A 13,040-nucleotide genomic window follows, 5' to 3' on the forward strand; every position below is an offset into this window, starting at 1 on the left:
TATTTATTTTAGAAACTCTAAAGGGAGTTTCTTCTTCTCCTTTATATTATTCTTTTTATATTGGGTTACAGTTCCTTTTTAGAATATTATTAATTAATGGATATATTTATAAATGATCAATAAAAGTTCACATTTTTTTATGTTATATATTGTTAAGAAATGAAAAGCGTGGTATAATTATAATAACAAATCATAAAACGTTTTCAAATTTCAACTGTGTATAAAATTATGTATATTTGATTAGAATGGGTAACTAATCATTGAGAAATTTGGGTTAAGGTCAAAAAAAAAAACAACTTCGTTAAGAAGTTGTTTTTTTTATGTACAATTATATAATACCTTCAATTTTTAATATGTTTTCTAATTCTTGAACCTTTTCAGTTAAAGTAAGAAATTTTTCTCTTAGCATATCTTTAGGAAGAGCAGTATCATCTATAAAATTCACCATATCTTCAACTGTTTGTAAAGCCTCATCTATATCTTTCTGAGCTAGTTTTAAGTTTGATTCCTTCATAAATTATCTCCTTTAAATGTTTAAACATAATTTATATTATATATTCATCCTATCACTAATAAATATCATATTCAAGTCATATATTTATATAAGTAATTGGTAAGAGGTGGAGTTTTGATAAATTATATATGGTTTATTATGATCTTTTTAGGTATATTGGTTGGATTATTTACAGGTAATGGAGAAATTATATCAAAATCTATAATTAATTCAGCTGATTCAACAGTATCTATGATTATAGGTTTAGTAGGACTTATGTGTTTTTGGTGTGGAGTTATGAAAGTGGCAGAAAAAAGTGGATTTACAAATAAATTAGCAAAAGTTTTAAGACCTATTTTAAGGATTATTTTTAAGGAAGCAGCTAAAGATGAAAAGGCTTTAGGTGCTATAGTTATGAATATAACAGCAAATATGATGGGGTTAGGCAATGCAGCAACCCCTTTTGGAATAAAGGCAATGCAGGAAATGGATAGGCTTAATAAAGAAAAGGGAGTTGCATCTAATGATATGTCTCTTTTTTTAGTTCTAAATGCAGCATGTATACAATTAGTACCTTCAACTGTTATTTCAATAAGAGCAGCAGTAGGGTCTAGCAATCCTGGATCAATTATTTTACCTGCAGTTATAGCAAGTACAGTTGCTGCTATTACAGGAGTAGTGCTTTGTAAGATATTACAAAGATACTTTTAAGGGAGGTTTTAATTCATGTTTCAGTATATAACAAAAAGTATAATACCCATAATAGTAGTAATTATAATAACTTATGGGATGATAAAGGGAAAAAAGGTATATGAATGGTTTATTGAAGGAGCTAAGGAAGGACTAAAGGTTTGCCTTAATATATTTCCATATCTTTTAGCTATGATAATTGCAGTCAATATTTTTAGGGAAGCAAAACTATTAGACTTATTAAATAATATGATAGCACCATTAGCTGGACTAATAGGATTACCTAAGGAAATAATTCCTTTAGTTTTAATTAAACCTCTATCTGGAAGTGGGGCTATAGGAATCCTAACAGATATATTAAAAACTTATGGGGCAGATAGTTATGTAGGATTAATAGCTTCAGTAATTATGGGAACTACTGAGACAATTTTTTATACTATTACAGTATATTTTGGAGCAATACAAATAAAAAAAATAAGACATACTTTGTGGGCAGCAATATTAGCTGATTTGACTGCTATAATAATTTCAGTTTTATTAGTTTCAAAATTATTGATATAAATTATTGATATTTATCCAAAAAATATAAAAATTAATTAATATGTAATATTTTTGTAACTAGTTAATATTAAAAGTGAATTATAATATATTTATAAATAGAGGAGGGAAGTGGATAATAGATGAAATGGATTGAAAATTTATTTTTAACTGAAGATGAAATAAAGGTTTTATCAATTTATTTAGTCTATGGAGTAGGATTAGGAATATTAATTGGATTGTTTTTTAGTAAAATAGAATTATTTTTTGCTTTAGGGGGAGTAATTTCTATTATAGTATCAATCGGTAAGATATATATAGATAGAAGTAAAAAATCTAAAGAATTGATATAAATAAACTTTAGGAATAATATGTATTTTGGTACAGATAAGCTATATAATAAAAATTATATAGCTTTTTATTTTTACTATTTATTTTTACTAAGGGTGGTGAGGGAATGGCTTCAGAAAAATTTTATATTGTAAGCAATAAAATTATGCCAGAAATTTTCATGAAAGTACTAGAAGTTAAAGAGAATCTTTTGACAGGTAAAGCAAAAGATATAAGTGAAGCTGTAAAACAAACAGGAATAAGTAGAAGTACCTACTATAAATATAAAGATCATATATTTCCAATGACAGAAGGATTAAACAGTAAAAAGATAACCTTAGTTGTCTTATTATCACATGAAGCTGGGACTTTATCTAAGGTTTTAGATTGCATTGCATTTAACAAGGGAAATATATTGACTATAAATCAAGACATACCAATAAATATGGCAGCTAATGTAACTATAACATTAGATATAGCTAATATTAAAAAAGATTTAAAACATTTAGTAAATACCCTAAGAGGGTTGAAAAATGTAATAAGCGTTAAAGTTTTAGCTATGGAATAATAAAGGAAGTGTTAGAATGAAAAAAGATTTTTATATTAATAATAGAGATAAGGTATTGAATAAAATTAAAGATAATTCTTTATTTATACTATTTGCAGGAACAGCACCTAAAAAAACTGCTGATGAGAATTATCAATTTACACCAAATAGAAATTTTTATTATTTAACTGGAATTGAGGAGGAAGAACATATTTTAGTTTTATCTAAAATAGAAGGTGAACTTAAAGAATATTTATTTATAAAGGAAGTTGATCCTGTTAGAGAAAAATGGGAAGGGAAGACTATTAGGAAGGAAGAAGTATTTAGTATTTGCGGAATTAAAAATGTTAATTTTTTAGGGGATTTTAATAGCTTCATAGAGAAAAATATCCTTAATGGTGAAGAAATTAACTTATATTTAGATTTAGAAAAAGAAAATAAATCTTATGATTTTATAAAGGAAATTAAAGATAAATATTTTAATGTAAATATACTAAATTCCCATAGACTAGTAGGGGAATTAAGACTTATAAAAACTGAAGAAGAAATAAGCAGAGTAAGAAAAGCAATAGCTATAACTATAGAAGGCGTAAAAGAGCTTATGAAGAATTCTAAAGAAGGAATTAAGGAATATGAACTAGAAGCTTATTTTGATTTTGTTTGTAAGAAAAATGGAGTTAAGGATTTAGCTTTTAAAACTATTGCTGCAGCGGGGAAGAATGCTACGGTTTTACATTATGTAAATAATGACTCCCAATTAAAACATGGAGATTTAATATTATTTGATCTAGGAGCTCAATATAAATATTATAATGCTGATATATCAAGGACCTTCCCTGTAAGCGGTAAATTTACAGAGAGGCAAAAGGAAGTTTACAATGCAGTACTTAGGGTTAATGAGAGAGTAATAAAAGAAATGAAGCCAGGAATAAGCTTTTTAGAGCTAAATAAAAAGGCAAAGGAATGGATTGCAGAAGAATGCATTTCATTAGGTATTATTAAAAATAAGGAAGAGGTATCAAGGTATTATTATCATAGTATAGGACATAGTTTAGGAATGGATACTCATGATATAGAACTTGAAAATAGAAATGTAATATTTCAGCCAGGTATGATATATACCGTGGAACCAGGTATATATATTGAAGAAGAAGGAATAGGTATAAGAATAGAAGATGATGTTCTAATTACTGAAGAAGGCAATGAAGTGTTAACGAAGAAAATGATTAAAACTGTAGATGAAATTGAAGAATTTATGAATAATAAAAATAATTATATTGCAAATAATGAGTAATAAATGTACAATGTTTAGGTAAATTAAATGTAAATAAAGATTGGGTAGAGGTGCGATACTTAAGAGTACTATTAATGAGATAAGCACTATGAATTAATAGGAAAGGAATTATCGCCGAAGCATATGATTGAAGCTTTAATATCATATAGCTGGGGTTACATAGAATATATGTAACACTGTCACAAAATTAATTTGTGGGGAGCTATCACTTAGGGAATTTAATCTTATTTTTATAAGCATATTCTAGCCTTGGGTGAATACCCAAGGCTTTTTTATTTATTATATTATATTTTCTTTGAATATGTGGAAAACTATTTTTAAATTTTATATATTTTTAAAATTATAAAAATAATAAATAAAAATTCTGCCCTTTAATTATTTACAAGACTTTTAAGGGGGACTCAATATGAAAAACAAAAGAAAAATCAAAATTATAATAATGACATTATTGATGATTTTATTATCCACATCAGTAGTTTTTGCAACAGAAGTTGATATGGCAACAGCAAATGCAAATCATTATGGATTTTTAACTTTAATACCACCATTGGTTGCAATAGTATTAGCATTTTTAACTAAAAATGTAATAATATCATTATTTGTAGGAACACTTGCAGGTACTTTCTTAGTTAGCTTAGTAGATAGTTCTTTTATGGGAGCTTTAGTGAATTCTTTCTTAGATTTTGTATCAAGAGTTCTAAATTCATTAGCAGATCCATGGAATGCAGGTATAATACTTCAAGTATTAGTTATTGGTGGAGTTATACATTTAGTTGCTAAAATGGGTGGAGCTAAAGCTGTAGCAGAAGCTTTAGCAAGAAAGGCTAAAACAGCTAAAAGTACACAATTAGTTACACTTTTATTAGGATTGGCAGTTTTCTTTGATGACTATGCAAATTCATTAATAGTTGGCCCTATTATGAAACCAGTAGCAGATAAGATGAAAATATCTAGAGAAAGACTTTCTTTTATTATTGATGCAACAGCAGCACCTATAGCAGGACTTGCAATTGTATCAACATGGGTAGGATTAGAAGTTGGGTTAATTAATGATGCTTTTGTAAATGGTGTAGGACAACAAGTAGATGCCTTTGGTGTTTTCTTACAAACTATACCGTATAGATTTTATAATATATTAATTTTATTTTTTGTATTTATTACATCTTTCTTATTGAAAGATTTTGGACCTATGTATAAGGCAGAAATAGAGGCTAGAAGAAGAGAAATAAAAGAAGGCAAAAAAAATAATTCTTCAGAATCAAATATAGAACATGCAGAACTTGAGCCTAAGGAAGGAATTAAGTTGAGTATTTGGAACGCTATTATACCAATAGGAACATTAGTTGCAACTGCATTAATTTGTTTCTATTTTAGTGGATATTCTTCTATAATGGGAGGAGAAGATATAGCATTACAACAAATGATGACTAGTTCTCCAATGTCATTTAGAGCAATACAAGAAGCATTTAGTGCATCAGATGCATCAGTAGCTTTATTTCAATCAGCTTTATTATCAAGTATAGTTGCTATGACTATAGGTGTAATTAAGAAGATATTCACTATTTCAGAAGCAATAGAAACATGGATAGATGGAATGAAGCCATTATTAATAACAGGTTTAATACTATTATTAGCTTGGTCATTAAGTTCAGTAATTAAAGATTTAGGAACTGCTAAATATTTAGTAACATTACTTTCTGGTTCATTACCAAACTTTTTACTTCCAAGTTTAATATTTGTTTTAGCAGCTATAATATCTTTTGCAACAGGTACTGCTTATGGAACTATGGGAATATTAATGCCCCTTGCAATTCCTTTAGCTTACTCAATGAATCCAGATATGAGCTATGTAATAGTTAGTACAAGTGCAGTTTTAACAGGAGCAATTTTTGGAGACCATTGTTCACCTATATCAGATACTACAATTCTTTCATCAATGGGGGCTGGATGTAATCATATAGCTCACGTTAATACTCAAATGTGGTATGCATTATTCGTAGCTAGTATTACAATAGTATTTGGATATATTCCAGCAGGATTTGGATTACAATGGTACATAGTGCTTCCAATATCATTACTTGCAGTTTATTTAGGAGTACAAATCCTTGGGAAAAAAGTAGAATAAATATAATAAGGAGCTGCTTCGGCAGCTCCTTATTATTATGTAAAAAGACTTATGTAATTTGAAAGTTACTATATTATGGTTTATAGTTAGGTATATAATATTTAAAAAAAGAAATAGGGGGCAAAATATGAGTAACTTAGAAAAACTTAGAAAAGCTATGAAAATAGAAAACATAAATTATTACATTATTCCAAGCAGTGACTCTCACCAAAGTGAATATGTATCAGAATATTTTAAGGGAAGAGAATATGTATCAGGATTCACAGGCTCAGCGGGAACACTTTTAGTTGGATTAGAAGATGCTTATCTTTGGACTGATGGTAGATATTTTATCCAAGCTGATAAAGAACTTAAAAGTAGTGGGATTTCTCTAATGAAAATGAGAACTCCAGGATATCCAACAATTGAAGAATGGATAAAGGATAATGTAAAAGAAAACGAAGTTCTAGGCTTTGATGGAAAGGTATTTTCAGTAAACCAATATGAAGGTTATTTAAATATAGCGAAGGAAAATAATTTTAATATTAATATGAGAAATGACTTATTAGATTCTATATGGAAGGAAAGACCTCAATTACCTAAAAATAAGATTTTCTTACATGATGAAAAGTATGCAGGAAAATCTGCTAGTGAAAAGCTTGGTGAAGTTAGAAAGAATATGAAAGCAAAGAATGCTGATTATTTTATATTATCTTCATTAGATGATATAGCATGGTTATGTAATATTAGAGGAAATGATATTAAGTTTAATCCGGTAGCTCTTTCTTATGTATTAGTTGGAATGGATTATTCTAATATATATATAGATGAAAATAAAGTTGATGCTGAAACTAAAACTAAGTTAAATTCAGAAGGTTTTGAAATTAAAGGATATAATGAAATTGAAGATGATGTAAAATTGCTAAAAGGAACGGTTATCTTAGATTCAAATAAACTAAATGCAAAAATATTTGCTGCTTTAAATAATGAAGTAAAAGTAATAAGAGAATTAAATGTAACAACTAATTTAAAAGCTATAAAAAATGAAGTTGAAATAGCTAATTGGGAAGTTTCTCAAGTGAGAGATGGAATTGCTATGGTTAAGTTTATTAAATGGCTAAAGAGCAATATAGGAAAAGAAAAAATAACAGAAATATCTGCAAGTGAAAGATTAACAGCTTTTAGAGCACAAGGAGATAATTATAAAGGAGATAGCTTTGGAACTATAGCAGGATATAAGGATCATGCTGCAATGATGCATTATTCAGCTACAGAAGCTAGTGAATATGAATTAAAGCCAGAAGGAATGTTCCTTGTAGATTCAGGTGCTCAATATTTAGATGGAACTACTGATATTACTAGAACTTTCATATTAGGACATATTACAGAAGAAGAAAAAAGGGATTATACATTAGTATTAAAAGGGCATATAGCATTAGCATCTGCTAAATTTTTAAGAGGAACTACTGGGATTAATTTAGATGTACTAGCAAGAAGACCTCTTTGGAATTATGGAATAGATTATAAATGTGGAACAGGTCATGGAGTAGGATTTTTCCTAAATGTTCACGAGGGTCCACAAGGAATAAGGCCAGAAGGAAATTCAGTGGCGTTAGAGCCAGGAATGATTATAACTAATGAGCCAGGAGTTTATAAAGAAGGAAAACATGGAATAAGAACAGAAAATACTCTTTTAGTAGAAAAAGACTTTGTATCAGAAGAATTTGGAGAGTTTTATAAATTTAGAACAATTTCCTACTGCCCAATAGATCTAGAAGGAGTTAATGTAGAAATGCTATCACCAGAAGAAAAAGATTGGTTAAATGACTATCATAGCATGGTCTACGAAAAACTAAGTCCATACTTAAATGAAGAAGAAAAAGAGTTCCTAAAGTATGAAACAAGAAGAATATAGTCAGTGAAAAGGTAAGAGCTAATAGAGAAGAGTTATTGAAGAAATTCAGCGAAAGCTGAATTTCTTTCTTAAAATTTTTTAAATGTAATTTACACTAATATTAATATTTAAATTTTAGATTGATAATATCTTATTATTGTCACTTTAATTCGTTTGTAGGATGCAATAGATCTATTTTGAGCCAATACATAATGCTAACTCTAGAGCAAGTGTAGCAATCTTATCCTTTTGCGGTAGATTAGACTCATTTGATAGGCTTCTTTTATCCCATTCCTCACAATCTAAATTATCTGCTGCATAGAAAAAGTGAAATATATCTTTTTCTCGAAATTGAGCAAGAGCAGCGATTGCAGAACATTCCATATCCACGCAGATACATCCTTGAGATTTTCTTAATTTAACCTTATCACGGGTTTCTCTATATATTCCATCAGTAGTCCATACTTTTCCTATATGATATTTTAATTTATAATTCTCAAGTATATTTGTGAATATATCTGTATATTTTAGATTCACAGCTATTTCATATGAAGGTGGACAATAATGAAAACTTGTGCCTTCATCTCTAATTGCCATATTAGGAATAATTATTGAACAATCCTCTATAGATGAGTCCAATACACCACAAGTTCCAAAAATAATCAATTTTTCAGCTCCCATTGCAAAAATATCTTCTATTACTGCAATACAACCGGGTGCACCAACATAAGACATAAACAAAGCTACTTCAATTCCATTATAATTTACTTTATAAATAGGAATTTCCATATTTGCTATAGAAGTTGAATTAATTTTAACTCCTTTAAGTTGTGTTACCAATCTATTAAATGTAGCTCTTGCAAAACATGAAACTGCAATTTTAGGAAATCCATCAATTGGATTAATAATATCAAAGGCATTAATTACAGCCAACTTATTTTCATCAAATTCTTCAAGTATCATAAAATCCCCCTTTTTAAGATGCTTTTAATTTATATAACTCTAAATATAACTTCATTTCTAACTATGATTAATAATGGATATTTATATTATACATTAATCATGTATTATAATTCCATAAAAAGTAAATGTCATGAATTCAAGTAAAATTAAAAAGGGTACTGTTTCATAATGTCATTACGCATTATCCATTATGAATTAAAAATAAAAAGCTTCGCTTTTATTTTTCTGGTGGTGATATAAATTTATTAACTAGTAGACCTACAAATATTCCAAAAAGAGTTTCTACAATTCTATTAAGAGCATAGTAAATTGGATGGCCAAATGCATGAGCTGTAGTAACTGCTAAAAAAACTATACAGGATATATTTATAGCCCCATTTTTCTTAATTAAATTACAGGAATAAATTACTAAAATAATTCCTATTCCAATGGTTAAATAAACAAGGAATTTGCTAATAAAATATGGATTTACATTGTAAGTAATAAATCTACATATTAGTAGAAATATAAGGCCCAATACAGCTCCTAAAATTGTACCTAATCCTCTGTTTATAGCCATATCAATAGAGTTGGAAACCGTATCTTGAACGCAAAAAACAGAAGTTAAACAAGCGAAAAATGGCTCATTTGGGAAAAATAATAGACAAAGAAATACTGCTATAGCAGTCTTTATAGTTCTTAATCCAATGGTTGGTAACTTAAACTTCATATTATATCTCCTTATCTTTAGTTATTATTAGTGGTATTATTTTTTCCTTTTGGAGGATGTATATACTTATTAATTAATATTGCTACTGTTACTCCAAAAGCTGTTTCAACAGTTCTATGTATAGCGTACATTAATGGATCATTAAAGCTTTGAGTAATTAATATTGCCATGAATGTAATAGAAGAAATAGAACAAGCTGAAGGTTTTTTAATTATATTGCATATATATATTATTAATGAAACTCCCAAGGCAACTATTATAGGTAAGAATTTTTGAAGATGAAATTCATTAATTATATATAGGAGCATTAATGAGAGAACACCTCCAAGTAATGTACCTATTAGTCTATTAAGTCCAATTTTTAATGAATTTTCTATTGTACTTTGAACACAGATTACAGCAGCAATTGCAGCAAAAAGAGAATTTGGCCAAAATATAAGACATATTAAAACTGATAAACCTGTTTTAATATTTCTAGATCCTATATGAGGCAAGTCCAGTTTTTCCACATAATCAACTCCAATCCTTTTTTTATAATTATATCATATAAAATATGTAGGTCTATCTTGAGATAATTTTTAACAATACAAAAATAATATAAATTATATTGCGATAATAGAAATATTTAGGCTAAAATTATAATAGTATAATAAGTTAAGTATAATTATCATATAGAAGGAAGGATACTATGGAATTTTGGGTTTATATATTAATATCAGAGCTAATCCCCTTAGGGCTATTTATTATAGGAGGACTATATGAATCAAGTTCAACAAAATATGAGGATATGAAATTTGGATATAAAAATGAATATACAATTAAGGATAAAGTTTCATGGGAATACTCTAATAAACTTGCAGCAAAGATATTTGGTTCAATAGGAAGTTTATTATTTGTAGTTAATGCTATAATATTATTAATTTTGGGAGAGAATGCTTTTACTTTTATTTTAATATTAAGCTTATTTATGGTAATTTTATCAAAGATGATGTTAGATAATCTTTTGAAGAAGAAGTTTAGTAAAAAGTCATAATTTAAAAGTAATTGACACTTAAAATAATATAGAATATCATAGTAATAACAATGATTTAAATGCTATGAAAAGAAGAGTAGTAAAGAACAAAGTGTCTAAAGAGAGCTAGGTTAGGTGAAAGCTAGTGACATGAAGCTTTATGAAGATGGCCTTGGAGCATACTTTCTGAGCATTAAAGCTAGGATAGTACGGGAGCAACCGTTATATTGCAAGGTGATGCTATGTCACCTACTGAGATATTTATTGCAAAATAAATATGAATTAGAGTGGTAACACGTATAATACGTCTCTATGTAGGTTTTAATATACCTATATAGAGGCTTTTTTATTATTAACGAAATGATTATTATTTAGGAGGAAAATGGTATGTGTAAAAAGACATATTATATTACTACACCAATTTATTACCCATCAACTAAACTTCATATCGGAAATACTTATACTACTGTAGCAGCTGATGCCTTAGCTAGATATAAGAGATTAACAGGATATGATGTAATGTTTTTAACAGGTACAGATGAGCATGGACAAAAGATACAAAGAATTGCTGAAGAAAAGGGAATAACACCAAAGGCCCATGTAGATGAAATAGTAGCAGGAATTAAAGATTTATGGAAGATTATGAATATAAGCTATGATAAATTCATAAGAACTACTGATGATTATCATATTAAAGCTGTTCAAGATATATTTAAAAAATTATATGACAATGGTGATATATATAAGTCTTCTTATGAAGGTTTATATTGTACTCCATGTGAATCCTTCTGGACGGAAACTCAATTAGTTAATGGAAATTGTCCAGACTGTGGAAGACCAGTAGAGAAGTCAAAAGAAGAAGCTTACTTCTTCAAAATGAGTAAATATGCTGATAAACTAATGGATTATATTGAAGCACATCCAGAATTTATTCAACCAGAATCAAGAAAAAATGAAATGGTTAATAACTTCTTAAAGCCAGGTTTACAAGACCTTTGTGTTTCAAGAACGAGCTTTAACTGGGGAGTTCCAGTTACCTTTGATGAAGGTCATGTTGTTTATGTTTGGATAGATGCACTTTCAAACTATATAACAGCTTTAGGATATGGTAGTGATAATAAGGAACTTTATGAAAAATATTGGCCAGCAGATGTTCACTTAATTGGTAAGGACATATTAAGATTCCATACTATTTATTGGCCAATAATGTTAATGGCTTTAGATTTACCGCTTCCAAAGCAAGTATTCGGCCATGGATGGTTACTTGTTGATGGTGGCAAGATGTCTAAATCTAAAGGAAATGTAGTTGATCCAGTAACTTTAGTTGAAAATTTTGGAGTAGATGCAGTTAGATACTATTTATTAAGAGAAATTCCATTTGGAGCAGATGGATTATTTAATAATGAAATATTTATTAAGAAGATAAATTCAGATCTTTGCAACGACTTAGGAAACTTACTATCTAGAACTGTAGCTATGATAGAAAAATATTTTGATGGAGTAATTCCAAGTAATAATGTTAAAGAAGCTATTGATGATGAATTAATTAACTTAGCTTTAGAAACTCCTAAGAAAGTTAATAATGCAATAGATCATTTAAGAATACCAGAAGCTTTAGAATATGTATTTAATTTAATAGGAAGAGCTAATAAATATATAGATGAAACTACACCATGGATACTAGCTAAGGATGAAGAAAAGAAAGAAAGACTTGGAACAGTATTATATAACTTAGTTGAAAGCTTAAGATTTGCTTCAGTATTATTATCAGCTTTCCTACCAGATACAAGTAAGAAGATAAATGAACAAATAAATGCAAGCAATATCACTTTTGAATCATTAAGTAGCTTTGATGGAACAGTAGTTGGAACTAAGGTTCAAAAAGGAGAAGCTCTATTCCCAAGAATAGATGTAGATAAAAAGTTAGCAGAATTAGATGCTTTAAGAGAAGCAGAATTAGCATCTAATAAAAAAGAAGAAAAGAGAGAAATAACTCCAATAAAAGAAGAAATAACAATAGAAGACTTTGAAAAAATAGATTTAAGAGTAGTAAAAGTATTATCTTGCGAACCAATAAAGAAAGCTAAGAAATTATTAAAACTAACTGTAGACTTAAATGGAGAAGAAAGACAAGTGGTTTCAGGAATAGCTAACTACTACAAGCCAGAAGAATTAGTTGGAAAATACGTAGTTTTAGTAGCAAATCTAAAACCAGTAACACTAAGAGGCGAATTATCACAAGGAATGATACTAGCAGCAGCTACTGATGATGATAGCCTATTAAAAGTAGTAAATCCTGGTGAACTACCAACAGGAAGCGTTGTTAGATAATGAATAATTAATAATTAATAATGAAGAATTATGGTAATAATTTAGCTGTGGCTAAATTATAAAAAAATGAAACTCAGCTTATGCTGAGTTTTCTCCTTAATTTTATACTTTACATTTTACATTCTTCATTAAAAAA

General features: G+C 28.3%; 13 protein-coding genes, 1 riboswitch and 1 other annotated feature. Of the genes, 9 read left to right on the plus strand and 4 right to left on the minus strand.

Annotated features, from left to right (window positions below; translation table 11 throughout):
- Positions 1–328: 328 nt before the first annotated feature.
- Positions 329–514 (minus strand): hypothetical protein, encoded by a 186-nt coding sequence (locus tag ACQRD5_RS12625; RefSeq protein ID WP_294362389.1) that lies wholly within the window; start codon positions 512–514, stop codon positions 329–331.
- Between the two features lie 114 nt (positions 515–628).
- Between ACQRD5_RS12625 and ACQRD5_RS12630 the strand changes: the two genes are divergently transcribed.
- The 7 genes from ACQRD5_RS12630 to ACQRD5_RS12660 all read left to right on the plus strand — a co-directional run bounded on the left by ACQRD5_RS12630 (position 629) and on the right by ACQRD5_RS12660 (position 7,910).
- Positions 629–1,204: a nucleoside recognition domain-containing protein gene (locus tag ACQRD5_RS12630; RefSeq protein WP_294362384.1), complete on the plus strand. Its 576-nt coding sequence runs from the start codon at positions 629–631 to the stop codon at positions 1,202–1,204.
- 15 nt (positions 1,205–1,219) lie between these two features.
- Entirely contained in the window at positions 1,220–1,744 is a 525-nt protein-coding gene (locus ACQRD5_RS12635) for a spore maturation protein (RefSeq protein ID WP_294362383.1), read from the plus strand.
- 119 nt (positions 1,745–1,863) lie between these two features.
- Positions 1,864–2,073 carry a hypothetical protein gene (locus tag ACQRD5_RS12640; protein WP_294362382.1) on the plus strand — a complete coding sequence of 70 codons (210 nt, stop codon included), beginning with the start codon at positions 1,864–1,866 and terminating at the stop codon, positions 2,071–2,073.
- Between the two features lie 104 nt (positions 2,074–2,177).
- Positions 2,178–2,618 carry an ACT domain-containing protein gene (locus ACQRD5_RS12645; protein WP_291632149.1) on the plus strand — a complete coding sequence of 147 codons (441 nt, stop codon included), beginning with the start codon at positions 2,178–2,180 and terminating at the stop codon, positions 2,616–2,618.
- Positions 2,619–2,634: 16 nt separating this feature from the next.
- Positions 2,635–3,891: an aminopeptidase P family protein gene (locus ACQRD5_RS12650; protein ID WP_291632148.1), complete on the plus strand. Its 1,257-nt coding sequence runs from the start codon at positions 2,635–2,637 to the stop codon at positions 3,889–3,891.
- 37 nt (positions 3,892–3,928) lie between these two features.
- Positions 3,929–4,104, plus strand: a riboswitch (Lysine riboswitch).
- Positions 4,105–4,297: 193 nt separating this feature from the next.
- Positions 4,298–6,016 (plus strand): Na+/H+ antiporter NhaC family protein, encoded by a 1,719-nt coding sequence (locus tag ACQRD5_RS12655; protein WP_291627968.1) that lies wholly within the window; start codon positions 4,298–4,300, stop codon positions 6,014–6,016.
- A 127-nt stretch (positions 6,017–6,143) separates the two neighbouring features.
- Positions 6,144–7,910: an aminopeptidase P family protein gene (locus tag ACQRD5_RS12660; RefSeq protein WP_294362568.1), complete on the plus strand. Its 1,767-nt coding sequence runs from the start codon at positions 6,144–6,146 to the stop codon at positions 7,908–7,910.
- 171 nt (positions 7,911–8,081) lie between these two features.
- Here ACQRD5_RS12660 and ACQRD5_RS12665 read toward each other — a convergent pair whose 3' ends face one another.
- The 3 genes from ACQRD5_RS12665 to ACQRD5_RS12675 all read right to left on the minus strand — a co-directional run bounded on the left by ACQRD5_RS12665 (position 8,082) and on the right by ACQRD5_RS12675 (position 10,070).
- Positions 8,082–8,852, minus strand: a complete 771-nt coding sequence (locus ACQRD5_RS12665; protein ID WP_427746923.1) for a nucleoside phosphorylase — start codon at positions 8,850–8,852, stop codon at positions 8,082–8,084.
- A 217-nt stretch (positions 8,853–9,069) separates the two neighbouring features.
- Positions 9,070–9,561, minus strand: coding sequence for an FUSC family protein (locus tag ACQRD5_RS12670; RefSeq protein ID WP_291627975.1), 492 nt, complete (start codon positions 9,559–9,561; stop codon positions 9,070–9,072).
- A gap of 17 nt (positions 9,562–9,578) precedes the next feature.
- The gene (locus tag ACQRD5_RS12675) at positions 9,579–10,070 is read right to left on the minus strand and encodes an FUSC family protein (protein ID WP_294189005.1); all 492 of its coding nucleotides are present in this window, start codon (positions 10,068–10,070) and stop codon (positions 9,579–9,581) included.
- Positions 10,071–10,249: 179 nt separating this feature from the next.
- Here ACQRD5_RS12675 and ACQRD5_RS12680 point away from each other — a divergent pair, with 179 nt between their 5' ends.
- Positions 10,250–10,594 (plus strand): SdpI family protein, encoded by a 345-nt coding sequence (locus ACQRD5_RS12680; protein WP_427746924.1) that lies wholly within the window; start codon positions 10,250–10,252, stop codon positions 10,592–10,594.
- Between the two features lie 55 nt (positions 10,595–10,649).
- Positions 10,650–10,888: a binding site (T-box leader), on the plus strand.
- A 72-nt stretch (positions 10,889–10,960) separates the two neighbouring features.
- A complete protein-coding gene (gene metG, locus ACQRD5_RS12685; RefSeq protein ID WP_291627980.1) occupies positions 10,961–12,904 on the plus strand; it encodes a methionine--tRNA ligase in 1,944 nt (647 codons plus the stop codon).
- Positions 12,905–13,040 lie beyond the last annotated feature (136 nt).

This window comes from Clostridium sp. SGI.024 (assembly GCF_050315195.1).
Lineage (GTDB): Bacteria > Bacillota > Clostridia > Clostridiales > Clostridiaceae > Clostridium.